This is a genomic window from Streptomyces sp. NPDC056480 (assembly GCF_042795405.1).
Taxonomy (GTDB): Bacteria; Actinomycetota; Actinomycetes; order Streptomycetales; family Streptomycetaceae; genus Streptomyces.
In genome coordinates, this window is sequence record NZ_JBHTSA010000055.1 from 19,039 (window position 1) to 41,634 (window position 22,596).

General features: G+C 73.0%; 21 protein-coding genes. 14 read left to right on the forward strand and 7 right to left on the reverse strand.

The genetic code is table 11. The features are described from left to right. Positions 1-102: 102 nt before the first annotated feature. Both ACFQ79_RS23405 and ACFQ79_RS23410 read left to right on the forward strand, forming a co-directional pair. Positions 103-2,136, forward strand: a complete 2,034-nt coding sequence (locus ACFQ79_RS23405; RefSeq protein WP_383586502.1) for a beta-galactosidase — start codon at positions 103-105, stop codon at positions 2,134-2,136. Between the two features lie 164 nt (positions 2,137-2,300). Then, positions 2,301-3,884 carry an arabinogalactan endo-beta-1,4-galactanase gene (locus tag ACFQ79_RS23410; protein ID WP_383586504.1) on the forward strand — a complete coding sequence of 528 codons (1,584 nt, stop codon included), beginning with the start codon at positions 2,301-2,303 and terminating at the stop codon, positions 3,882-3,884. 228 nt (positions 3,885-4,112) lie between these two features. Here the strand turns inward: ACFQ79_RS23410 and ACFQ79_RS23415 are convergent, their stop codons facing one another. Further along, the gene (locus tag ACFQ79_RS23415) at positions 4,113-4,571 is read right to left on the reverse strand and encodes a pyridoxamine 5'-phosphate oxidase family protein (RefSeq protein ID WP_383586506.1); all 459 of its coding nucleotides are present in this window, start codon (positions 4,569-4,571) and stop codon (positions 4,113-4,115) included. A 218-nt stretch (positions 4,572-4,789) separates the two neighbouring features. On the opposite strand from ACFQ79_RS23415, the gene ACFQ79_RS23420 reads away from it, so the two are divergent. From ACFQ79_RS23420 to ACFQ79_RS23470, 11 genes are all read left to right on the forward strand, one after another. Next, positions 4,790-5,470 carry a GntR family transcriptional regulator gene (locus ACFQ79_RS23420; protein WP_383586508.1) on the forward strand — a complete coding sequence of 227 codons (681 nt, stop codon included), beginning with the start codon at positions 4,790-4,792 and terminating at the stop codon, positions 5,468-5,470. Continuing rightward, the gene (locus ACFQ79_RS23425; protein WP_383586510.1) at positions 5,467-6,375 is read left to right on the forward strand and encodes a dihydrodipicolinate synthase family protein; all 909 of its coding nucleotides are present in this window, start codon (positions 5,467-5,469) and stop codon (positions 6,373-6,375) included. Before ACFQ79_RS23420 ends, ACFQ79_RS23425 begins: the two co-directional genes overlap by 4 nt. Beyond that, positions 6,372-8,222: an L-arabinonate dehydratase gene (gene araD, locus ACFQ79_RS23430; RefSeq protein WP_383586512.1), complete on the forward strand. Its 1,851-nt coding sequence runs from the start codon at positions 6,372-6,374 to the stop codon at positions 8,220-8,222. The genes ACFQ79_RS23425 and araD overlap by 4 nt, the downstream gene beginning before the upstream one ends. 280 nt (positions 8,223-8,502) lie before the next feature. Next, positions 8,503-9,441: a carbohydrate ABC transporter permease gene (locus ACFQ79_RS23435; RefSeq protein ID WP_383586514.1), complete on the forward strand. Its 939-nt coding sequence runs from the start codon at positions 8,503-8,505 to the stop codon at positions 9,439-9,441. Next, on the forward strand, positions 9,438-10,355 hold the full coding sequence (locus tag ACFQ79_RS23440) for a carbohydrate ABC transporter permease (RefSeq protein ID WP_383586516.1): 918 nt from the start codon (positions 9,438-9,440) through the stop codon (positions 10,353-10,355). The genes ACFQ79_RS23435 and ACFQ79_RS23440 overlap by 4 nt, the downstream gene beginning before the upstream one ends. Next, a complete protein-coding gene (locus ACFQ79_RS23445) occupies positions 10,352-11,545 on the forward strand; it encodes a Gfo/Idh/MocA family protein (RefSeq protein ID WP_383586518.1) in 1,194 nt (397 codons plus the stop codon). The genes ACFQ79_RS23440 and ACFQ79_RS23445 overlap by 4 nt, the downstream gene beginning before the upstream one ends. After that, entirely contained in the window at positions 11,542-12,408 is an 867-nt protein-coding gene (locus ACFQ79_RS23450; RefSeq protein WP_383586520.1) for a PmoA family protein, read from the forward strand. The genes ACFQ79_RS23445 and ACFQ79_RS23450 overlap by 4 nt, the downstream gene beginning before the upstream one ends. After that, on the forward strand, positions 12,405-14,234 hold the full coding sequence (locus ACFQ79_RS23455) for a family 43 glycosylhydrolase (protein ID WP_383586522.1): 1,830 nt from the start codon (positions 12,405-12,407) through the stop codon (positions 14,232-14,234). Before ACFQ79_RS23450 ends, ACFQ79_RS23455 begins: the two co-directional genes overlap by 4 nt. Positions 14,235-14,267: 33 nt before the next feature. Beyond that, the gene (locus tag ACFQ79_RS23460; RefSeq protein WP_383586524.1) at positions 14,268-15,608 is read left to right on the forward strand and encodes an ABC transporter substrate-binding protein; all 1,341 of its coding nucleotides are present in this window, start codon (positions 14,268-14,270) and stop codon (positions 15,606-15,608) included. Continuing rightward, the gene (locus tag ACFQ79_RS23465) at positions 15,605-16,432 is read left to right on the forward strand and encodes a rhamnogalacturonan acetylesterase (protein WP_383586526.1); all 828 of its coding nucleotides are present in this window, start codon (positions 15,605-15,607) and stop codon (positions 16,430-16,432) included. Before ACFQ79_RS23460 ends, ACFQ79_RS23465 begins: the two co-directional genes overlap by 4 nt. Next, a complete protein-coding gene (locus ACFQ79_RS23470; RefSeq protein ID WP_383586528.1) occupies positions 16,429-17,721 on the forward strand; it encodes a polysaccharide lyase family 1 protein in 1,293 nt (430 codons plus the stop codon). The genes ACFQ79_RS23465 and ACFQ79_RS23470 overlap by 4 nt, the downstream gene beginning before the upstream one ends. Before the next feature lie 35 nt (positions 17,722-17,756). On the opposite strand, the gene ACFQ79_RS23475 is transcribed toward ACFQ79_RS23470, so the two are convergent. From ACFQ79_RS23475 to ACFQ79_RS23485, 3 genes are all read right to left on the reverse strand, one after another. Then, the gene (locus ACFQ79_RS23475) at positions 17,757-18,179 is read right to left on the reverse strand and encodes a YjbQ family protein (RefSeq protein ID WP_356550065.1); all 423 of its coding nucleotides are present in this window, start codon (positions 18,177-18,179) and stop codon (positions 17,757-17,759) included. 93 nt (positions 18,180-18,272) lie between these two features. After that, positions 18,273-19,055 carry a permease prefix domain 1-containing protein gene (locus tag ACFQ79_RS23480; protein WP_383586530.1) on the reverse strand — a complete coding sequence of 261 codons (783 nt, stop codon included), beginning with the start codon at positions 19,053-19,055 and terminating at the stop codon, positions 18,273-18,275. Further along, complete coding sequence (locus ACFQ79_RS23485; protein ID WP_383586532.1) at positions 19,052-19,393, reverse strand: PadR family transcriptional regulator; 342 nt, start codon at positions 19,391-19,393, stop codon at positions 19,052-19,054. The genes ACFQ79_RS23480 and ACFQ79_RS23485 overlap by 4 nt, the downstream gene beginning before the upstream one ends. Positions 19,394-19,492: 99 nt before the next feature. Between ACFQ79_RS23485 and ACFQ79_RS23490 the strand changes: the two genes are divergently transcribed. Continuing rightward, entirely contained in the window at positions 19,493-19,975 is a 483-nt protein-coding gene (locus ACFQ79_RS23490; protein WP_383586534.1) for a hypothetical protein, read from the forward strand. A gap of 33 nt (positions 19,976-20,008) precedes the next feature. Here ACFQ79_RS23490 and ACFQ79_RS23495 read toward each other — a convergent pair whose 3' ends face one another. The 3 genes from ACFQ79_RS23495 to ACFQ79_RS23505 are packed head-to-tail and all read right to left on the reverse strand — an operon-like array spanning position 20,009 to position 22,303. Next, positions 20,009-20,674 (reverse strand): hypothetical protein, encoded by a 666-nt coding sequence (locus ACFQ79_RS23495; protein ID WP_383586536.1) that lies wholly within the window; start codon positions 20,672-20,674, stop codon positions 20,009-20,011. After that, positions 20,674-21,213: a SigE family RNA polymerase sigma factor gene (locus ACFQ79_RS23500; RefSeq protein WP_383586538.1), complete on the reverse strand. Its 540-nt coding sequence runs from the start codon at positions 21,211-21,213 to the stop codon at positions 20,674-20,676. Before ACFQ79_RS23500 ends, ACFQ79_RS23495 begins: the two co-directional genes overlap by 1 nt. Further along, positions 21,194-22,303: a LacI family DNA-binding transcriptional regulator gene (locus ACFQ79_RS23505; RefSeq protein ID WP_383586540.1), complete on the reverse strand. Its 1,110-nt coding sequence runs from the start codon at positions 22,301-22,303 to the stop codon at positions 21,194-21,196. Before ACFQ79_RS23505 ends, ACFQ79_RS23500 begins: the two co-directional genes overlap by 20 nt. Positions 22,304-22,596: the final 293 nt, after the last annotated feature.

Below are 22,596 nucleotides of genomic sequence, written 5' to 3' on the forward strand. Positions count from 1 at the left end.
GTTGTTCGTGTGCGGTTATGTTGCGTTGCCACATCGAGATCGACTGTGTGCACGTTCACAACGAACCAAGGCTTTCATCGCTCGAGGCTTCAGGAGAGACCCATGCCGCAGACCACTCCCAAGGGCCTGCACCGGCTCGCGTTCGGCGGGGACTACAACCCCGAACAGTGGCCGGAAAGCGTCTGGCAGGAGGACGTCCGGCTCATGCGGGAGGCCGGCGTCACCATGGTGAGCGTCGGGATCTTCTCCTGGGCCCTCCTCGAACCGGAGCCGGGCCGGTACGACTTCGGCTGGCTCGACCGGCTCCTCGACCTGCTCCACGAGCACGGCGTCCGCGTCGACCTGGGCACACCGACCGTGGCGCCGCCCGCCTGGTTCTACCGGGCGCACCCCGAGGCGCTGCCCGTCACCGCCGAGGGGATGCGCTACTCGTACGGCTCGCGCGGGGCGATCTGCCACAGTTCCACCGCCTATCGGACGGCCGCCGCGGGCATCACCACCGAGCTGGCCCGCCGCTACGGCAGTCACCCGGCGCTCGCGCTCTGGCACGTCCACAACGAGTACGGCGTCCCCGTCAGCGCCTGCTACTGCGACGGCTGCGCCGCTCACTTCCGCCGCTGGCTCGACGACGCCCACGGCTCGGTGGAGGCGGTGAACGAGGCCTGGGGCACCGCCTTCTGGGGGCAGCGCTACTCCTCGTACGAGGAGATCACTCCGCCCCGGGTCACCCCCACCGTCGGCAACCCCGCCCAACAGCTCGACTACCGGCGCTTCGCCGACGCCACCATCCGGGAGAACTTCCGTACGGAACGGGACATCCTGCACGAGCTCGCACCCGGTGTCCCGGTCACCACCAACTTCATGACGGCGCTCAGCCAGTGCGACTCCATCGACTACTGGGCCTGGGGCCGCGAGGTCGACCTCGTCACCAACGACCACTACCTGATCACCGACGGCCGCCGCACCCACGTCAACCTGGCCATGGCCGCCGACCTCACCCGCTCCGTCGCCGGCGGCGCCCCCTGGCTGCTCCTCGAACACTCCACGTCCGGCGTGAACTGGCAGCCCCGCAACCCTGCCAAGCGCCCCGGCGAGATGGCCCGCAACTCCCTCTCCCATGTGGCCCGCGGCTCCGAGGGCGCCATGTTCTTCCAATGGCGCCAGTCCCGGCGCGGCGCCGAGAAGTTCCACTCCGCGATGGTCCCGCACGGCGGCACCGACACCCGGATCTGGCGCGAGGTCGTCGACCTCGGCGCCGGCCTGGAGGCCCTTCAGGAGGTGTGCGGCAGCCGGACCGTCCCGGACGTCGCCATGCTGTGGGACTGGCACTCCTGGTGGGCGCAGAACCTGGAGTGGCGGCCGAACGCCGCCCACGACGCCCGTGAGCGCGCCGACAGCTTCTACGAGACCCTCTACGACCGGCACCTCACCGTCGACTTCGCCCACCCCGAGGACGACCTCTCCGCCCACCCGCTGGTCGTCGTGCCCGCGCTCTACCTCATGACCGAGGCCGCCGGGCAGAACCTCCGGGAGTACGTCGAGAACGGCGGCACGCTCGTCGTCTCGTACTTCTCCGGGATCGTCGACGAGCACGACGCCGTGCACCCCGGCGCCTACCCCGGCGCCCTGCGGGACGTCCTCGGCCTCACCGTGGACGAGTGGTCACCGCTCCTGGACGACCGGAGCGTACGGATCACCGGACCCGACGGCGCCTCGCTCACCGGCGACGTGTGGACGGAGTTCGTCCGGCCGCGCGGCGCCGAGACCGTGTGGACGTACGCCGACGGTCCGGCCGCCGGCGGTCCCGCGGTGACCCGGCACCGGCTCGGGCGGGGCACCGCCTGGTACGTCTCCACCCGGCTTGACGCGGTGTCGCTCGACGCGATCGTCGCCGCGGCGTGCGCGGACGCGGGGGTCGCGGCGCGTACCGCCCTGCCGCGTGACGTGGAGGTCGTGCGCCGCGTGGGAGACGGCGGGCAGTACCTGTTCGTCCTCAACCACTCCGCCGAGGACGCCGACGTGCCGCTCGACGGCTCCGGGACCGAGCTGCTCGGCGGCGCCTCGGGGGGCACGCCGGTCGACGGGAAGGTCACCGTCCCGGCCGGTGTCGTGCGGGTCGTCCGCCTCGACGCCTGACCCCACCCTCCCCACCCCCGGCCGGGCCGGCCGGCCCGGCCGGGGGCCCTTGAGCTCACCCGGGGACGGCAGCGCCCGCTGCGCCGCCCCCGGGTGAACCGCACCACCCGTAGGGAACCACCCGCACCGCACTTCTCATTGGCCACCGTCGAAGGGACTCGACGATGCACCTCACCCCTGTCAGAAGCCGCATCCGTCTGCGCGCCGCCGCCGTCGCGGCAGCGCTCGGCGCCCTGCTCGCGGCTCCCCTGCCCGCCGCCACCCAGGCCGAGGCCGCCACCACCCTCACGAACGCCGGGTTCGAGAGCGACGCCACCGGGACCGCGACCCCGGCCGGCTGGTCGACCTACTCGGCCGCCGGGCAGAACGCCGCCTCGTTCACCGAGGCCGGGGGCCACAGCGGCGGTCACCGCCTGAGCCACTGGTCGGCGTCCGCGTACAAGGTCGAGACGTACCAGTACCTCTCCGGACTCGCCGACGGCACGTACACGCTCAGCGCCTGGGTCCGCTCGGGCGGCGGTCAGAACTCCGCCCACCTCGCCCTGCGGAACTGCGGCTCGGCCGAGCAGCGCACCGATCTGCCCGTGACGTCCACCTGGATACGGATCGTCACTCCCGTCACAGTGTCGGGCGGCGGCTGCACCGTGAGCGTCAACTCCGATGCGAACGCGGGGAATTGGCTGAACGTCGACGATCTGACGTTCACCTCCGGCACGACCGGTCTGGCGGTCAGGGGCGTCGACGTGTCCTCGCTCAAGAAGAGCGAGGACCTCGGCGGGACCTACAGGTCGAGTTCCGGCACCACGGGTGACGCGGTCGCGCTCCTCAGGAACGCGGGCGCCGACTACGGCCGTCTGAAGGTGTGGGTGAACCCGGCCGACGGCTACAACGACAAGGCCCGCGTCCTCGCCACCGCACGGCGGATCAAGGCCCAGGGCATGAAGCTGCTCGTGGACTTCCACTACTCCGACATATGGGCCGACCCGGGCGCCCAGACCAAGCCCGCCGCCTGGCAGGGCCACTCGTACGCGCAGCTGAAGACGGACGTCCACAGCCACACGTACGACGTACTCAACGCCCTGAAGGCGCAGGGGACCACGGCCGACATGGTGCAGATCGGGAACGAGATCAACACCGGCATGCTGTGGCCCGAGGGCTCGACGAGCAACTGGTCACAGCTGGCGGGGCTGCTCGGCTCCGGCATCTCCGCAGCCAAGGCGGTCTCTTCGAGCACCCAGATCGCCCTGCACCTCGCCAACGGCGGCGACAACGCCCTCTACCGCACGTGGTTCGACAACGCGACCGCGCAGGGCGTCAGTTACGACGTGATCGCGTTCTCCTTCTACGGCTACTGGCACGGCGCCCTGTCCTCGCTCCAGACCAACCTCGACGACATCTCCGCCCGATACGGCAAGAAGGTGATGGTCGCCGAGACCGCGTACCCGTTCCGGCTCGACAGCGAGGACGCCCACGAGAACATCATCGACCTGTCCTCGGAGCTTGTCTCGGGCTACCCGGCGAGCGCGGCCGGCCAGTCGGCCTGGCTGCGGGACGTCATGAACGTCGTCGAGGCGGTACCGAACGGCCGCGGTCTCGGCGTCTTCTACTGGGAACCGACCTGGACGGCCGTCGCGGGCAACGGCTGGGACCCGGCCGACTCCTCGTCCGGCAACGGCTGGGAGAACCAGGCCCTGTTCGACTACGACGGCAAGCTGCTTCCGGCGGCGAGCCGGCTGGCGCACCGCTGACCCGACCGCGCACGAGGGGCGGGCGGGGGCGACGATCCGACAGGGGCCGCGCCCCGATCGGCGCGTGCACTTCCCGCCCCCGACGGCCGGTCATCCGCCGGCGGTCGCCGGTCGGGGGTCGGCGGTCGGCGGTCGGCGGTCGGCGGTCGGCGCGGCGTACGCCGGTCGCCGGACGCCGGCCCCGGGCCGGCTCCCGCGCCCCGGGGGCCGGTCCTCGGTGTCTCCGTCTCAGACGGCCCAGACGCCGTCGCGCATCAGGTGGCGCCCGGCCAGTTCGGGCTCCTCCAGCCAAGCCTCCACGGCGGTGGGGCGGACTCGGAACCAGCCGTACGCGGGCCCCGAGTTCCGCGGGTCCCAGCCGCACTTCGCGGCGAATCCCTCGATCGCCTCCGTGGGTACGTCGTCGACGCCGAGGGTCGTCACGTCGCCGTCGATCAGGACGACGTCCCGGGTGTGCCCGAGCGCCAGCCGGGTCCGTCCGCCGGCGGCGAGGTTGCGCCCGGTGGGATTCGTCAGCCGGGTGCACAGCCAGATGTCCGTGCCGTCCCAGTGGAAGGCCAGCGGCACGAGATACGGCCGGGCGTCGGCACTCGCCGAGGCCACCCAGATGTCCACCTCCTCCGCCAGCCGGGCGAGGACGTCCTTCTTGCGCCGTTCGGGGTCTCGCATCGCGGGGTGCGTCGTCATGGCCCGACCCTACGCCGTAGCGATCACGCCCGGTCCGCCTCCAGGCCCCCGACCGCGTGACGGAGTTCCGCAGCGGGGTGGGCGAGGGCTGCGGTGACCCCCGCGAAGAAAGCGCTTGCGCAAAGCATTGACGAAACACGAACACCCCCTTAGCTTCATGCCCGTTGCACTTCGTACGTCATATATGAGACGCGATACACGAGATCTGAGAGTGCTCCATGGCCTTCGCCCCCAGCCCCATCCCCTCCCGCACCCAGTACGTGCTCGAAGCGATCAAGCACGACATCCTCACCGGAGGGCTCAGCCCCGGCCAGGCACTCGTCGAGGCCGAACTCGCCGCCCGTTTCGGGGTGTCGAAGACCCCCGTCCGCGAGGCGCTCAAGACCCTCGCGGGCAGCGGGCTCGTGGTGATGAACCAGTACAAGGGCGTCACGGTCCGGATGGTCGACGCCGACATGGCCCGCGCCGTCTACGACGTACGCCTCCTCCTGGAACCCGAGGCGGTCCGCCGCGCCGTGGCGTCCGGCGCCCCGCTCGACGAGGCGCGGGAGGCCCTGAGCCGGGCCGCCGGGGCCGAGGACCCGGCCGAACGGTCGCTGGCCAACCGGGCGTTCCACCGGGCGCTCTACCTGCCCTGCGGCAACCCGCTGCTCGGCCACATGCTCGACGAGGTCCGCGACCAGGCCGCCCTGGTCTCCACCGTCGCCTGGGCGGCCATTCCCTCCTGGGAGCGGGAGGCCGCCGAGCACGAGGAGATCCTGCGGCTCGCGGCCGCCGGCGACGTCGACGGGGTGGGCCGGGCGGTCCACGAGCACATCGCGTCCTTCGTCGAGCGCGCCTTCCCCCAGCACCCCGAGAGGCAGCATCCCGATGACCAGTCCCCCCTGAACGGCGAGTGAGCATGGAATTCGAGACGATGAGGACCGCCCTCGCCGACGTCGTGGCCATCCCGGTCACCCCGTTCGCCGAGGACGGCTCCGTGGACACCGTCACCCACCGCGCGCTGCTGCGCCGGCTCCTCGACGGCGGGGTCCGCACCCTCACCCCCAACGGCAACACCGGGGAGTTCTACGCGCTGACCCCGGAGGAACGCCGCTCCCTCACCGAGATCACCGTCGACGAGGCCGGCGACCGTGCCGCGATCCTCGTCGGCGTCGGCCACGACGTGCCGACGGCGGTCGAGGCCGCCCGGCACGCCCACGCCACGGGCGCCCACATGGTGATGGTCCATCAGCCGGTCCACCCGTACGTCTCCGAGAGCGGCTGGGTCGACTACCACCGGGCCATCGCCGAGGCCGTCCCCGAGCTCGGGGTCGTCCCCTACATCCGCAACCCGCTGCTCGGCGGGGCCAGGCTCGCCGAGCTCGGCGCCGCCTGCCCCAACGTCGTGGGGGTGAAGTACGCGGTGCCCGACGCGGCCCGGTTCGCCGGCTTCGCCCGGGACGCGGGCCTCGACCGCTTCGTCTGGGTGGCGGGCCTGGCCGAGCCGTACGCCCCCGCCTACTTCGCGAGCGGCGCCACCGGATTCACCTCCGGCCTGGTCAACGTCTCCCCCGCGCTCTCCCTCGAGATGCTGGACGCGCTGCGGACCGGCGACTACCCGACCGCGATGAAGGTCTGGGAGCGGATCCGCCGCTTCGAGGAGCTGCGCGCGGCCAACGGCAGCGCCGACAACGTGACGGTGGTCAAGGAGGCCCTCGCCTCCCTCGGCCTCTGCCGCCGGGCGGTCCGCCCGCCGAGCCGTGAACTCCCCGTGAGCGAGCGGGCCGAGGTCGCCACGATCGCCGCCGGGTGGCCGGCATGAGCGCGGAAGGGCCCGCCGGCACGGGCGGGCGCACGGTCGACTCGGGACGGCGCGCGGTCGACACAGGCCCGGGCTCCGTCGAAGCGGGGAAGCGCCCGGCCGAAGAGGGACGGCGCCCCGCCGAAGCGGGCAGGCGCCCCGAGGACCTGCGCAGTCACCAGTGGTACGGCACCGACGGCCTCCGCTCCTTCAGCCACCGCGCCCGCACCCGGCAGCTCGGCTATCTCCCCGAGGAGCACCTCGGGAAGCCGGTGATCGCGATCCTCAACACCTGGTCCGACATCAACCCCTGCCACGTCCACCTCCGCGACCGCGCGCAGGCCGTGAAGCGCGGGGTGTGGCAGGCGGGCGGCTTCCCGCTGGAGTTCCCGGTCTCCACCCTCTCGGAGACGTTCCAGAAGCCGACCCCGATGCTCTACCGCAACCTCCTCGCCCTGGAGACGGAGGAGCTGCTGCGCTCGTACCCGGTGGACGGGGCGGTGCTGATGGGCGGCTGCGACAAGACCACCCCGGCGCTCCTCATGGGCGCTGCCTCGGTCGACCTGCCGACGGTGTTCGTTCCGGCGGGGCCGATGCTGCCGGGACACTGGCGCGGCGAGACGCTCGGCTCCGGTACGGACATGTGGAAGTACTGGGACGAGAAGCGGGCGGGACGGATCGGCGACTGCGAGATGGCGGAGCTGGAGAGCGGTCTCGCCCGCTCCCCCGGGCACTGCATGACGATGGGCACGGCGTCCACGTTGACCGCCGCGGCGGAGACCCTCGGGGTGACCGTGCCGGGCGCTTCGTCGGTGCCGGCGGTCGACTCGGGGCACGACCGGATGGCGGCGGCCTCGGGGCTGCGGATCGTGGAACTCGTACGGCGGGACCTGCGGCTGTCGCGGATCCTGACGCAGGAGGCGTACGAGGACGCGGTCGCCGCCGTCCTCGCGCTCGGCGGCTCGACCAACGCGGTGATCCATCTGATCGCGATGGCGGGGCGCTCGGGGGTGAAGCTGACGCTCGACGACTTCGACCGGATCGCGCGGACGGTGCCGGTCCTCGCGAACCTGCGGCCGGGCGGCCGGTTCCTGATGGAGGACTTCCACTTCGCGGGCGGGATGCGGGGCTTCCTCTCCCGGCTCACCGACGTCCTGCACCTCGACCGTCCGACGGTCTCGCACACCACGCTGCGGGAGCAGCTCGACGGCGCGCTCGTGCACGACGAGGAGGTGATCAGGGACCGTTCGAGGCCGCTGGCCGCCGAGGGCGGGGTCGCGGTGCTGCGGGGCAACCTCTGCCCCGACGGCGCCGTCATCAAGCACATCGCGGCCGAGCCGCGGCTGCTCCGGCACACCGGTCCCGCGGTCGTGTTCGACGACTACCGGTCGATGCAGCGGACCATCGACGACCCGGCGCTCGGCATCACGCCCGAGCACGTGCTGGTGCTGCGGGGCGCGGGCCCGAAGGGCGGTCCGGGGATGCCGGAGTACGGCATGCTGCCCATCCCCCGGTACCTGCTCGAACAGGGGGTACGGGACATGGTGCGGATCTCCGACGCCCGGATGAGCGGGACGAGTTACGGGGCGTGCGTGCTGCACGTGGCACCCGAGTCCCATGTCGGCGGACCCCTCGCCCTCGTGCGCACGGGCGATGCGATCACCCTCGACGTCGCCGCCCGCTCCCTCCATCTGCACGTCACGGACGAGGAGTTGGACGTCCGCCGGGCCGCCTGGACACCGCCGCCCGCCCGGTACGAGCGCGGCTACGGCGCGCTCTACACGGAGCAGATCTCCCAGGCCGACACCGGCTGCGACTTCGCGTTCCTGGCGCGTCCCGGCACCACCCCCGATCCGTACGCGGGGTGAGCACCCGCCCCACAGCATCGCCTGGGTGAGAACCCGCCCCCCGCACCGCCTGGGTGAGCACCCGCCCCCCAGCACCGCCGGGGTGAGAACCCAACCACAGCACCGCCGGGGTGAGAACCCGCCCCCGGCACCGCCGGTTCGCCGGACGGTTCCTCGGGCCGCCGCACCCGGCTCGGCAGCGCCATCAGCTCCACCCGCTCCACTCGCTCCGCCCGCTCCACCCTGTCCGAGATCTCGAACGTCGTTCGCGAAGCGCTTCACCGAGAACGGAGCCGCCGTCATGGCCTCAGCTGTGACCCCACCGCCCCAAGCCGTCACGGCACCGCGCCGCCGTCGCACGGGAGCGACCCCCCGCCGACTGCCGTACCTCCTGATCGCCCCCGCCGGCCTGCTGATGCTGGGCTTCATCGCCTACCCCGTGATCAGCGTCTTCTTCTACAGCCTCCAGCACTACAACCCCACGAAGCCCTGGCGGAACGGCTTCGCGGGACTCGACAACTTCACCCGGATCTTCACGGAGGACCCGCGGTTCTGGGGAACGCTGACCTTCAGCCTCAAGTGGGTCGTCGTCGAGGTGACGCTCCAGCTCCTCTTCGGCCTCGCTCTCGCCCTCATCGTGAACCAGACCTTCGTGGGCCGCGCCCTGGGCCGGGCCCTGGTCTTCTCGCCGTGGGCCGTCTCCGGCGTGCTCACCTCCGCGATCTGGGTGCTGCTCTACAACTCCCAGACGGGCATCAGCCGTTACCTCGCGGACCTGGGCCTCGGCACGTACGGCACGTCCTGGCTCTCCGACACCTCGACCGTGTTCCCGGCGGCGATCGTCGCCGATCTCTGGCGCGGGGTGCCCTTCTTCGCCATCCTCATCCTGGCCGACCTCCAGTCCGTGCCGAAGGACCTGTACGAGGCGGCCGAGGTCGACGGGGCGGGCCGGGTACGGCAGTTCGTCCACATCACCCTGCCGCACATCCGGGACGCGATCGTCCTCTCCACGCTGCTGCGCGCGGTCTGGGAGTTCAACAACGTCGACCTGCTGTACACGCTGACCGGCGGCGGCCCCGCGGGCGAGACGACCACGCTGCCGCTGTACATCGCCCACACCAGCGTCGACGCCCACAACTTCGGATACGCCTCCGCCCTCACCACGGTGGCGTTCGTGATCCTTCTCTTCTGCTCGATGGTCTATCTGCGCCTGAGCAAGTTCGGAGGCGACGTCACATGACAGCCGAGTCCACCCTGACCGCCGCCCCCTCCCCGGGGACCGCGCGGGCCCCGGCGCCCCCCGGCCGGACGCCGCCCGCCGCCGCCCGCGCCAGGCGCAGGGCGTGGGACGAGGTGCCCCGCTGGCAGATCTACCTGCCCCTCGGGATCTACCTCGTCTTCACCCTCGTCCCCTTCTACTGGATCCTGCTCTTCGCCGTACGCCCGGCCGGCTCCACCTCGCTGCTGCCCTGGCCGATGACGACCGCGCACTTCGAGAAGGTCTGGAACGAGCGCAGCTTCGGCGTCTTCTTCCAGAACAGCCTGCTCATCGGGGTCGCGGTGCTCATCAGCACCACCGTGGTCGCCCTCGCCGGCGGCTACGCGCTGGCCCGCTTCGACTTCAGGATCAAGAAGGGCTTCATGCTGGCCCTGCTCTGTTCGCAGTTCGTGCCGGGCGCCCTGCTCCTCGTCCCGCTCTTCCAGATCTTCGCCGAGCTGCGGATGATCAACTCCCTGGGGAGTGTGATCATCGCCGAGACCGTCTTCCAGCTCCCGCTGTCCATGATCCTCATCAGCGGCTTCATCAGGAACGTGCCGTACTCCCTGGAGGAGGCCGCCTGGGTGGACGGCTGCAACCGGTTCTCCGCCTTCCGGATCGTCGTCCTCCCGCTGCTCAGGCCCGGTCTGGTCGCCGTCGGCTCCTTCGCCTTCGTGCACGCCTGGAACCACTTCCTCTTCGCCCTGATGTTCCTCAGCAGCCAGGACAAGCAGACGATCCCGGTCGGCCTCAACACCCTCATGGGCGCCGACAGCGTCGACCTCGGGGCGCTCGCCGCGGGCGGCGTCATCGCCGCCGTCCCCGTGGTCGTCGTCTTCGGCTTCATCCAGAAGTGGCTGGTCACCGGATTCAGCGCCGGGGCGGTGAAGGGATGAACAGCGACCCCACGCACAGGGAAGACAGGAACACCGCGCGCACCCCCCTGCCGGTCGTCCTCGCCGGTGCCCGCGGCCACGGCCGCAGCCACCTCCTCAACATCCGCAGGCTCGAAGACCGCGGACTCGTCCGCCTCGCCGGGGTCTGCGAGCTGCGCCCGCTCGACGCCGCCGAGCTCGAAGGCAGCGGGGAACCGGAACAGTCCGCCGACTTCGAGGCGCTGCTCGCCTCCACCGGCGCCCGGATCGCCGTGCTCAGCACCCCCATCCAGACCCACACCGACATGGCGCTCGCCGCCGCCCGGCACGGGGCGCACATCCTCCTGGAGAAGCCGCCGGCTCCGTCGTACGCGGAGTTCCGCCGGATGGCCGAGGGCGTCGGGGCGGCCGCGGTGGCCTGCCAGATCGGGTTCCAGTCGCTGGGGTCGCACGCGGTGCCCGCGATCCGCCGGATGGTCGCGGAGGGCGCGATCGGCGAACTCCTCGGCGTCGGCGCGGCCGGGGCCTGGGTCCGTGACGAGGCCTACTTCCGGCGCGCCCCCTGGGCGGGGCGCCGTCGGCTCGGCGGGGCCGACGTGGTCGACGGGGCCCTCACCAACCCCCTCGCACACGCCGTCGCCACGGCGCTCGCGCTGTCCGGTCCCACGCGCGCCGAGGACGTCGAGCACATCGAGACCGAGCTGCTGCGCGCCCACGCCATCGAGTCCGACGACACCTCGGCGGTACGGATCGTCACCTCGGCCGGCACCCGGGTCACCGTCGCCGTGACGCTCTGCGCCGAGCGGCCCTCGGAGCCGTACGTCATCGTCCACGGCACGCGGGGCCGGATCACCTTCTGGTACCGGCAGGACCGGGTGCTCGTACAACGCGCCGGGCACGGACCGGTGGAGACCGAGTACGCACGTACCGACCTCCTGGAGAACCTCGTCGCGCACGTCACCGACGGCGAGCCGCTGTGGGTGCCGCCGGCGGCGACCGAGGCGTTCATGCGGGTCGTCGAGGCGGTGCGCACGGCCCCCGACCCGCTGGCGATCCCCGACGCGCACTGGCACACCGAGCCCGGCGAGAGCGGGCCGCGCCGGGTCGTCGACGGCGTCGACGCGCTGGTGGACGCCAGTGCCGACGCGCTCGTGCTGTTCTCCGAACTCGGCGCCTCCTGGGCCCCGTCGGCCCGGGCGGAGGCCCGATGAGCCCCGAGCCCCCGACGGTCCTGCGCTGCGCGGGCCGCACCGTCGCCCGGTACACGACCCGGCCCGGACCGGCCCCCCACCACTCCCCCCGGCCGTACCTCCACCCGGTCACGACCCTCGCCGGCCGGCCGGTCAGCGAGGCGGTGCCCGAGGACCATCCGCACCACCTGGGCGTCGGCGTCGCCGTGCCCGACCTCGCCGGCCACAACTTCTGGGGCGGCCGCACCTTCGTCCGCGGCCGCGGGCCGGTCGAGCTCGACAACCACGGGGTGCAGCGGCACGACGGGTTCACACTGCGCGACCCGGACGGCTTCGTGGAGGAGCTGAGCTGGACGGCCGGGGGCGAGCGGCTGCTCCGCGAGTACCGGACGGTGGCGGCCACCGCGCTCACCGGAACGGCCTGGGCGCTCGACCTCACCTTCTCCCTGACCAATGTGTCCGGGCGGGACCTGTCGATCGGCAGCCCCGCGACGAACGGCCGGCCGGGTGCCGCGTACGGAGGCTTCTTCTGGCGCGCTCCGAAGGAGGCGGCGGCTCCGGCGGTGTTCGGGTCCGGAGCGGCCGGCGGCGGTCCCGACGCGGACGGCGAGGACGCGGTGCACGGAGCAGCCGCGGACTGGGTGGCGCTCGCGGGCGAGGGCTGGACCCTGGTCTTCGCCGGGGCGACCGCCCGGACCCGCGAGGATCCGTGGTTCGTCCGGGCGGCCGAGTACCCGGGCGTCGGTTCCTCGCTCGCCCGCGACCGGCGGCTTCAGGTGGCCGCCGGAGGGACCGTCGTACGGCAGGTGGTGACCGTCGTCGCCGACGGGCGCCTCGACCGGGACGAGGCCGCGGCCCTGGTGCGCAAGGCGGTGACGTCGTGACGGGGGCCGCCGCGGCCCTTCCGACGGGTGACCTCGGTGACGGTACGTACCGCAACCCCGTGCTCGCCGCCGACTGGTCCGACCCCGACGTGGTCCGGGTCGGCGAGGACTACCACCTGACCGCGTCCAGCTTCGGCCGCGCCCCCGGGCTGCCGCTCCTGCATTCCCGGGACCTGGTCAACTGGACGCTCGTCGGACACGCCCTGGAGCGGCTCGAACCGGCTGCCGCGTTCACGGAGCCCCGGCACGACCGTGGGGTCTGGGCGCCCTCGTTCCGGTACCACGACGGCCGGTTCTGGATCTTCTGGGGAGACCCCGACCATGGGATCCAGCAGGTCAACGCCCCTTCCGTACGCGGCCCGTGGACGGCCCCGCACCTGGTGAAGGCGGGCCGGGGCCTGATCGACGCCTGCCCGCTGTGGGACGAGGAGTCGGGCGAGGCGTATCTCGTGCACGCCTGGGCAAAGTCCCGCGCCGGCTTCAACAACCGGCTCACCGGACACCGGATGAGCCCGGACGGGACGAGGCTCCTCGACGCGGGCCGGACCCTCGTCGACGCCGACCGGCTCCCCGGCTGGTTCACCCTGGAAGGGCCGAAGCTGTACCGGCACGACGGCTGGTTCTGGATCTTCGCCCCGGCCGGGGGCGTGGCCACCGGCTGGCAGGGCGTCTTCCGGTCGCGGTCGTTCTTCGGCCCGTACGAGGAGCGGATCGCCCTCGCGCAGGGCGACACCGACGTCAACGGCCCCCACCAGGGCGGCTGGGTGCGCACCGGGCCGGGCGAGGACTGGTTCCTGCACTTCCAGCAGTCGGGCTCGCACGGCCGGCTCGTCCATCTCCAGCCGATGCGCTGGGAGGCCGACGGCTGGCCCGTGCTCGGCGACGAGGGCGCCCCGGTCCGGGTGCACCGCAAGCCGGACCTGCCGGAGCAGCCGCCCGCGCGGCCGGCCGTGGACGACACGTTTCCCGGCGGCCGGTTCGGGCGGCAGTGGCAGTGGACCGCCAACCCGGGCGAGGGCTGGGCCAGTCAGCACACGGGGGACGGGCTACGGCTCCACTGCGTGCGGTCCGACCGGCTCGGCGACCTCCGCGGCGTGCCGCACGTCCTCACCCAGCGGCTGCCCGCCGGGGCCGTGGTCGTCGAGGTCGGGCTGCGGCTCGACTCGGTGGCACCCGGGGCCCGCGCGGGGCTCGTCGTCCTGGGGGACGCGTACGCGTGGATCGGTCTGGAGCGGGCGCCGGACGGCACGGCCCGGCTCGTCCACCGTTTCGCCCCGGCGAACACGGACGGCGAACGGGACGCGGCCCGCTCCCGGCCGCTGCCCGGGAACCGGGTCCTGCTCCGTATCGAGGTCACGGCGGACGCGCGCTGCCGCTTCTCGTACGAGACCGGACGCGGCGCGGACACCGCCGCCGGCACGGGCACCGGCATCGATCCCGGGTCCGGGTCCGGGTCCGACGCCGAAGCCGGGTCCAGTGACGGTTGCGGGCCCGGCAGCGGGTCCCGTGACGGTTCCGGGTCCGGCACCGATCCCGGGTCCGGGTTCAACGCCGGGTCCGGCTCCGGGTCCGGGCCCGATCCCGACGCCCGGTCCGGCGGCGGGTCCGGGTCCGGCGGCGGGCCGGTCCGGCTCGGTCCGGAGTTCGCCGCCATGCCCTGGCGCTGGGTCGGCGCGCTGCTCGGCCTGTTCGCCGGGGCGCCGGAAGGCGCGGGACACGCCGGGACGGCCGTGTTCTCCGACTTCCGCGTCACCGCCGCCTCAACGGCACCACCCGGGGCACCCGCCGGCGCCCCGGCCCCAGCTCCCCCGCACCCCTCCCCGTAGTCCCCGCAACACCCCGAGAGAAGAGAGCCGACGATGACCATCTTCCCCGGCGGACGGCGCAGAGCCGCCCTCGCCCTCGCCCTGACCGGCGTCCTCGCCCTGTCCGCCACCGCCTGCGGTGACGACGGCAGCGGCGGGGGCGGCGACAAGGGCACCGAGGGATCGGGCAAGGGAAAGATCACCTTCTGGGACAACAACGGCGGTGTCCGCACCGACGTCTGGAAGGAGATCATCGCGGACTTCGAGAAGGCGAACCCCGACATCGACGTCGAGTACGTCGGGATCGCCTCCAAGGAGGTCCAGTCGAAGTACGACACCGCGATCCAGGGCGACGGCCTGCCGGACGTCGGCGGCGTCGGCGCGGCGATGCTCGCCGGCATCGCCGCGCAGAACGCCCTGGAGCCGCTGGACGCGCGGATCGAGGGCAGCGCGCTCAAGGGCAGGCTGAACGCCGGCATGGTCGCGAGCGTGAAGTCGGCGGGCGGACAGGACAAGCTGTTCACCGTCCCCACCTCCGCGAGCAACGGCGTGCTCTACTACCGCACCGATCTGTTCAAGGCCGCCGGCCTGCAGGAACCCACCACCTGGTCCAGGTTCTACGCGGCGGCCGAGAAGCTGACGGCCACCGACAGGAACCGCTTCGGCTACACGATCCGCGGCGGCGCGGGCTCGATCGCCCAGGCCCTCGACGCCATGTACGGCCAGAGCGGCATCAAGAGCTTCTGGAACGGTGACAGGACCACCGTCAACGCCCCGGAGAACGTGGCCGCGCTCGAGAAGTACGCCGGCCTGTTCAAGCGGACCACCCCCGCCGCCGACGTCAACAACGACTTCACCAAGATGGTCGCGCAGTGGGACAGCGGCCAGATCGGCATGCTGAACCACAACCTCGGCTCGTACCAGGACCATGTGAAGGCCCTCGGCACGGAGAAGTTCCGGGGCATCCCCAACCCGACCCTCGACGACGGCACCCGGGTACAGGTCTCCAACCCGGTCGACGGCCTCGGTCTCTTCTCCTCCAGCAAGAACAAGGCCGCCGCCTGGAAGTTCATCGAGTTCGCCGCTTCCCACGCCTCCAACAGCAAGTGGAACGAATCCGCCGGCGCCATCCCGGCCAACACGGAGGCCGCCCGGGACCCGTGGCTCCAGGAGGCGGAGCCGACGAAGCTCGGCGCCGAGGTCCTCTTCAGCGGCAAGGCCACGATCGTGGAACTGCCGTACTACCTGCCGGACTGGAACACGATCTCCAAGGCCGAGAACGAGCCGGGCTTCCAGAAGGTCCTGCTCGGCACGTCCACCGCCAAGGAGTTCCTCGACCACCTGGCCGAGCAGCTGAACACGGCGCAGGCCGAGTGGAAGCAGCAGAACCCGTGAGCGTCGGCCGCCGCGCGGTGGTCTCGGCCGGGGCGGGCCTCGCGCTCGCCCTGGCCGGGGCTCCCCCGGCCCGTTCCCAAGGACACCCCCGCATGCGCACCCTCTTCATCGCCGGCGACTCCACGGCCGCGCAGAAGCACGCCGACGCCGCGCCCGAGACCGGCTGGGGCATGGCCCTCCCCTTCTTCCTGCACCGGGGCGTACGGGTCGCCAATCACGCGGTCGACGGGCGCAGCACCAAGAGCTTTCTCGACGAGGGACGGCTCGAGGCGATCCTGGCCGCACTGTGCCCCGGCGACCTGCTCCTGATCCAGTTCGGCCACAACGACCAGAAGGTCGCCGACCCGGCCCGCTTCACCGAGCCGTGGACCGGCTACCAGGACAACCTGCGGGTCTTCGTCGAGGGCGCGCGGTCGCGGGGCGCCCTCCCGGTGTTCGCCACCTCCGTCGAGCGGCGCAGGTTCGCCGTGGACGGCACCGCTCTGCGGACGCTCGGCGCGTACCCGGCGGCGATGCGGGAGACCGCCCGCGAGTCGGACGTCCCCCTCCTCGACATCGAGGCGCTGTCGCTGGCGCTGTGGCAGCGGCTCGGCCCCGAGGCCTCCACGGCGTACTTCAACTGGACCGCGACCGAGCAGGACAACACCCACTTCAACCCGCCGGGGGCGATCGAGGTGGCGCGGCTGGTCACCGCCGAGCTGCTCCGCACCCATGTCCTCGCCCCGCGCGAGACGCGCCGCGTGGACGACCACGTACCCGCCGGGCTCGTCACCTGGCCCGAACCCGCACCGACCGCTTCCGAGTTCGAGGAGAGCCGATCGTGAACAGACGCACGCGACGGGGAGTGGTGGCCGCGGCCGCCCTCACCCTGACGGTGACCGCCCCCGCCGCCGCCCACGCCGCCCCGCGTCCCGGCGCCGACCCCGCCCGCGCCACGCTGGCGGCCGGTGACGGATGGGCGTCCGAGGGGACCGGCACCACCGGCGGCGCTGCCGCCGTCGCCTCCCGGGTCTTCACCGTCACCACCTGGGAGGAGTTCCGGGCCGCGCTGGCCTTGCCCGGCACCGAGCCCCGGATCGTCAAGGTGGTGGGCACGCTGAACGCCACCGCCGCCGGCTGCGCCGCCTTCGAGGCCCCCGGCTACGACTTCGGGCGCTACCTCGCCGACTACGATCCCGCCGTCTGGGGGTACGAGAACGTGGTCAGCGGCCCCCAGGAGGACCTGCGGGCGGCGTCCGCGACCGCCCAGGGCAGGGCTATCAAGGTCGGCGTGCCCGCGAACACCACGATCGTCGGCGTCGGCGGGCACGCCGGGATCACCGGCGGCAGCCTCCAGGTGCAGGGCGTCGACAACGTCGTGGTCCGCAACCTGACGATGGAGAGCCCGCTCGACTGCTTCCCGCAGTGGGACCCTACGGACGGCGCGACCGGGGCGTGGAACTCCGAGTACGACAGCCTGGTCGTGTACGGCTCCACCCATGTCTGGATCGATCACAACACCTTCACCGACGGGGCCCACCCGGACAGTTCGCTGCCCTCGTACTACGGCGAGGTCTACCAGCAGCACGACGGCGAGCTGGACGTCGTGCGCGGCGCCGACCTGGTCACGATCTCGTGGAACGTCTTCACCGACCACGACAAGACCCTGATGATCGGCAACAGCGACAGCGCGGGCGCCACCGACCGGGGCAGGCTGCGGGTCACCCTGCACCACAACCTCTTCGAGAACGTGGTCGAGCGGGCGCCGCGGGTCCGCTTCGGCCAGGTCGACGCGTACAACAACCACTTCGTGGTGCCGAGTTCGGCGTACGCGTACAGCCTCGGCATCGGACAGGAGTCCCAACTCCACGCGGAGAGGAACGCGTTCACGCTGAGCGGTGGCGTCCCGGCGGGCAGGATCCTCAAGAAGTGGAAGGACGCGCCCGTCACCACCGTGGGCAACTACGTGAACGGCAGGCCGGTCGACCTCCTCGCCGTCCACAACACGCAGTTCCCCGACGAGTTGTTGCGGGCCGACGCGGGCTGGACCCCCGTCCTGCGCACCAGGGTCGATCACCCGAAGGCCGTACCCGCCCTCGTCGACCGCCACGCGGGCGCCGGCCGCTCCTGCTGAGCCCCCGCTCCCCTCCGGGAGACCCGCCGTGTCCGCTATCCGAGGAACGACAGGCGGACCTGGCGGTCGGGGTTGTCCTTGTTCGTGTCCACCAGGCACACCGACTGCCAGGTGCCGAGCGCCAGTTCGCCGTCGATCACGGGGAGCGTCGCGTGCGGGGCGACGAGGGCGGGCAGGACGTGGTCACGGCCGTGACCCCGGCTGCCGTGGCGGTGCTGCCAGCGTTCGTCGGCGGGGAGGAGGTGGTGCAGGGCCGTCAGCAGGTCGTGATCGCTGCCGGCGCCCGTCTCGATCAGCGCCACGCCGGTCGTCGCGTGGGGCGTGAAGACGTTGAGGAGGCCTCCCCGGCCCTGTGCCACCTCGGCCAGGAAGGCGACGCACTCCCCTGTCAGGTCGTACACCCTCTCCGATCCTCCGGTGGTGACGTCCAGGACGCGTGTGGCGAAACCGTTGCTCATCCCCTCATCCTGACGGAGCGGGCGGCCTTCTCAAACGCCCCACGCAGACGCCCCGGGGAGGTCCCCCGGGGTGCCCTCGCGCGACGTCCTTCGTCAGCCGAGCTCCGGTGCCCCGAGGACCGGCAGCCGTGCGCAGCGACGGCAGGCCCGGGCCGAGGTCGCCACGACGGCGTGGGAGGCGGCGGCGAGCACGCCCGCGAAGGCGAGCAGTGGCCAGTTCGTCGCGAGCGCGGCGGCGGTGACGAGGGCGAGCGTCGTCACCGCCATGGCGGCTCCGGCGGTCGTGCCGGTCCAGGCGACCACGGCCGGCAGCCGGGCCGGTGGGGGAAGCCGGCGGGCGAGGGTTCCGGTGGCGGCCAGAGCCGCGGCGGCGAGCAGGGTGGCGGCGAGCGCGACTGCGGACAGGTGCTCGGCCAGGAGTCGGGAGGTGTGGAGAACCGATCCCGCGGGCTCCTGGGCGGTCACTCCGCTGAGGTACCGGCAGGCGATCAGGAAGGGTGCGGTGAGCGCCACCACCCGGGCGGTGTGCCGTGCCTGGGCGAGGGTCAGCTCCCGCTGACAGCTCGGGACGAGCTCGTCGACGGTCCCGAACTCCCGGACCGCCGCACCGATCGCCTCACGCCGTGGGACGCCCCGCTCGATCTGCGCGTCCGCGGTGTCCTCGAGTCCGCCGCGGATCTCCTCGATCATCCGGCCCTTGGCCCGGGCGGGCCCGTGCAGGGCGGCGGTGAGGTCGGCGACGTAGGCGGCGAGAGCGTCGCCGGAGGGGTCGGTTCCGGCGGGGTCGGTGCCGGTGGGGTCGGTGTCGGCGGGTTCGGTGCCGGTGGGGTCGGTGCCGGTGGGGTCGGTGCCGGTGCCCACGCCTGCGGCGGTCATGTGGCGAGTCCGTGCGGTGGGGCGGGGTTGAGGACCGAACCGATCGCCGCGGTGAACTCGCTCCAGGCCGTGCGTTCGCCGGCGAGCGTGCGCCGGCCCTCGTCGGTCAGCTCGTAGCACCGGCGGCGCCGCTCCCCGGAGGACTGCCAGCTGCTGCTCAGCAGTCCGGTGCGCTCCAGCCGGTTCAGGGCCGGATAGATGGTGCCCGTCCGCAGTTCGAGCACCCCTCCGCTGCGCTGCTGCACCGCGGCGATGATCGCGTACCCGTGCAGCGGGCCCGGTTCGAGCACCGCGAGCAGCAGTCCGTCCAGGTGCCCGCGCACCGCATCCGCCTTCATAGGTAGGCAGCCTACACAAGGGAGGGGTAGGCGGTGTATGTATTGGTAGCCAACCTATTGGCAGCCAGAACATCCCGCTCTCGTCCGGAGGCATGCGCCGTGACCGAATTCCTGCTGTCCGTCCACGTCCTGGTGGCGATCGTCACGGTCGGATCGATCACCGTGGCCGCCTCGATGTTCCCGCGCTTCGCGCTCCGGGCCTGCGGCGGCGAGGAGGAGCGGGAGGGCCGGTCCGAGGGAACGGGGACGGCCGTCCTCCTCCATCGGGTCTGCACCGGGTACGCCGTCGCCGGGGTCGTCGTGCCGGTGTTCGGCATCGCCACCGGTGCCCAGCTGGGCGTGCTGACCGACGCGTGGCTGATCGTCTCGCTCGTGCTGACGGTCGCCGCCGCGGCCCTGCTCGGTCTGGCCGTTCTGCCGGGCCAGCGGCGTCTGCTCGCCCTCGCCGAGGGCGCGGCCACCGAGGAGGCGGCGCGGCCCGTCGCGGCCCGGCTGTCCATGGTGACCGGGATGTTCAACGTCCTCTGGGCCGTGGTCGTCGTCCTGATGATCGTCCGCCCCGGCTCCACGACGGGCGTCTGACCCCGGCCGACCGGGCCACCGTCCGGGCGGCCGTCACTCCGGCCGGGTCGGCCCGAAGGCGCCGCGCAGGGTCGACCGGCCGCCGTCGGCACCCGTCAGGACGACGGTGTACGTGTCCGCCGAGGCGTCCCGCACCCCTTCGGCGTGGTTGTACTGGCCGGCGAAGACATGGGCACCGGACGGGACCGTCCGGCCGGGCTTGAGCGTCCAGCGGTAGACCAGTTCCCGGCCCTCCTCGGTCACCGTCACGGCGAAGTCCTCGGCGGGGCGGGTACGCCAGTGGCCCGTGCTCACGACGCCGGGCGTGCGGACGATCCTCAGCTCGACGGTGAGGCCGCTGACGGTGGTGTCCGTCGTCAGGCCGAGATCGCTCTGCGCCCACCACCGGTTGCCGCCGGGGTCGATCGTGGCGGTCGCCCGGGCGCTCGGGCCGGGCGCGGGGAGCGTGGAGGCGGGCGCGGTGGGCCGGTCGTTCAGCGTGGTGGCCGCGAGACCACCGATGCCGACGACCCCCGCGGCGGCCGCCACGACGGCGACGGCCGCCGCCCAGCGGCGCCCGGTCCAGCGGGTCGCGGGCCCGGGAGGCCGGGCCGCGGGTGCGGCCATGCCGCGTTCCACCCGGGCGAGCATGCGGGAGTGGTCCGGCCGGTGCGCGAGCGCCGCGTCCCGCAGCTCGCGACGGAGCCGTGTCTCGTCCATCAGCGCCTCCCCGCGGCGAGTTCGTCGGCGGCCCGGGGCCCGAGCAGCCGCTGGAGCTCGGCCATGCCTTTGGCGGTCTGGCTCTTGACCGTACCGACGGTGACGCCGAGCGCGAGAGCGGTGTCGCGTTCGGAGAGGTCGAAGGCGTGCCGGAGCACGACGCAGGCGCGCTTGCGGAACGGCAGGGCGCGCAGCGCCGTCCGCACGTCGACGACGGCGGGCACGTCCGGGTCCTCGGTGTGGTCGGGGCGCCGGTCCCAGAACGCGGCGATGCGGCGGCGCTCCCGGACGGTGCCGCGGATCCGGGTGCGGACGAGGTTGGCGACCACACCGCGGGCGTAGGCGGCGGGATGATCGGCGGCGCGCACCCGGTCCCAGCGTTGCCAGAGCGCGAGCATGGCGTCGGCGGCGAGGTCGTCGGCGGCGTCGGTCTCGCCCGTCAACAGGTGCGCGAGACGGGCGAGTTCGGCGTAGTGGCGCTCGAAGAACGCCCGGAACTCGGCCGCGTCGCCCTCGGCCTCAGTGCCCGCCGCGACCACGACGGTCCTCGGTGGGAGCGGAGCCGGGCCCGCGGGGTCCGGGCAGGGCGGACCCGGCGGCAGGGCCGCTGGGGGCGGGGCCGGTGCTCGCGCGTGCGGTCAGCAGCGGCGGGATGAGCTCCGCACCCCTGGGCTGCTCCCCGGCGAGGCGGCCGACGAGCCGTTCGACGGCGAGGCGGCCCATCTCCTGGGCCGGGACGGAGACGGCGGTGAGCGGTACGGAGGCGTGGACGGCGACCTGTTCGGGGCAGACGGCGACCACGGAGACGTCCTCGGGCACGGCGCGGCCCTGGTGGCGCAGGAGCGCGAGCAGCGGCTCGACCGCGGCCTCGTTCTGGACGACGAGGGCCGTGGTTCCGGGGCGTTCCTCGAAGACGCGGGTGACGACGGCGGCGACGGCCGCGTAGGTGCTGCCGACGGGCCGGTGGAGCAGGCCGACCCCCTGGGTCCGGGCGGCGGCGCGCAGTCCGGTGAGGGTGCGGGCGGCGAAGCCCGTACCGCGCTCGTGGGCGGCGGGCGGTTCGCCGAGGACGGCGACGCCGATGTGGCCGAGGCCGGCGAGGTGCTCGACGCAGCGCGCGCCGGCGGCCTCGAAGTCGAGGTCGACGCAGTCGAGTCCGGCGGTGTCGACGGCTTCGGCGGTCTCGGTGGGGAGACCGATGAGGACGGCGGGCCGCTCGGCCTCCTGGAGGCAGGGCAGCCGGGGGTCGTCGAGTCCGACGTCCATGACGATCATGGCGTCGGCGATGGCGCTGCCCTCGACGCGGCGGACCGCCTCGGGGCCCTCCTCGCCGGTGAGCAGCAGGACGTCGTAGCCGTGGGAGCGGGCCGTGGCGGTGACGGCCATCGCGATCTCCGTCATGACCGGCACGTGGAGACCGGTGCGGAGCGGCATCATCAGGGCGAGGATGCCGGTACGGCTGCTGGCGAGCGCGCGGGCGCCGGCGTGCGGCCGGTAGCCGAGCGTGTCGATGCTGTGCTGGATCCGCTCGCGGGTGGGGCCGGATATGGAGCGTTTGCCGCTGAGCACGTAGCTGACGGTGCTGGCCGACACCCCGGCGTGGCGGGCGACATCGGCGAGGGTGACCACGTGCGCGCTCCTCGACTGTTCCCGGCGTTCCGGGCGTTCCGGGCGTACGCCGCCCGTCGGTGATTCGGAACCCGACCCTAAGCGGCCGCTCGCCGAGCTGTCCAGACGGGCCGCGAAGCACCCAAGCACCGTGCGGGCGGGCGGGGTTGGCCGGGGCGTCGCGCCCGAAAGGACGAGCTCCGGACGGAAGGCGCTTTCTACGCCGATCGCGTAACCGCGTCACCCGGTCTCCGAGCCCCGGCCGCGGCGCCGCCTGCGGTGTGATCCCGACAGGCGGGAGCTGAGGCCCGGTT

Coding starts and splice junctions, on each gene's coding strand:
- ACFQ79_RS23405 (WP_383586502.1), top strand. CDS start 103: ATGCCGCAGACCACTCCCAAGGGCCTGCACCGGCTCGCGTTCGGCGGG.
- ACFQ79_RS23410 (WP_383586504.1), top strand. CDS start 2,301: ATGCACCTCACCCCTGTCAGAAGCCGCATCCGTCTGCGCGCCGCCGCC.
- ACFQ79_RS23415 (WP_383586506.1), bottom strand. CDS start 4,571: ATGACGACGCACCCCGCGATGCGAGACCCCGAACGGCGCAAGAAGGAC.
- ACFQ79_RS23420 (WP_383586508.1), top strand. CDS start 4,790: ATGGCCTTCGCCCCCAGCCCCATCCCCTCCCGCACCCAGTACGTGCTC.
- araD (WP_383586512.1), top strand. CDS start 6,372: ATGAGCGCGGAAGGGCCCGCCGGCACGGGCGGGCGCACGGTCGACTCG.
- ACFQ79_RS23435 (WP_383586514.1), top strand. CDS start 8,503: ATGGCCTCAGCTGTGACCCCACCGCCCCAAGCCGTCACGGCACCGCGC.
- ACFQ79_RS23440 (WP_383586516.1), top strand. CDS start 9,438: ATGACAGCCGAGTCCACCCTGACCGCCGCCCCCTCCCCGGGGACCGCG.
- ACFQ79_RS23445 (WP_383586518.1), top strand. CDS start 10,352: ATGAACAGCGACCCCACGCACAGGGAAGACAGGAACACCGCGCGCACC.
- ACFQ79_RS23450 (WP_383586520.1), top strand. CDS start 11,542: ATGAGCCCCGAGCCCCCGACGGTCCTGCGCTGCGCGGGCCGCACCGTC.
- ACFQ79_RS23460 (WP_383586524.1), top strand. CDS start 14,268: ATGACCATCTTCCCCGGCGGACGGCGCAGAGCCGCCCTCGCCCTCGCC.
- ACFQ79_RS23475 (WP_356550065.1), bottom strand. CDS start 18,179: ATGAGCAACGGTTTCGCCACACGCGTCCTGGACGTCACCACCGGAGGA.
- ACFQ79_RS23480 (WP_383586530.1), bottom strand. CDS start 19,055: ATGACCGCCGCAGGCGTGGGCACCGGCACCGACCCCACCGGCACCGAC.
- ACFQ79_RS23485 (WP_383586532.1), bottom strand. CDS start 19,393: ATGAAGGCGGATGCGGTGCGCGGGCACCTGGACGGACTGCTGCTCGCG.
- ACFQ79_RS23495 (WP_383586536.1), bottom strand. CDS start 20,674: ATGGACGAGACACGGCTCCGTCGCGAGCTGCGGGACGCGGCGCTCGCG.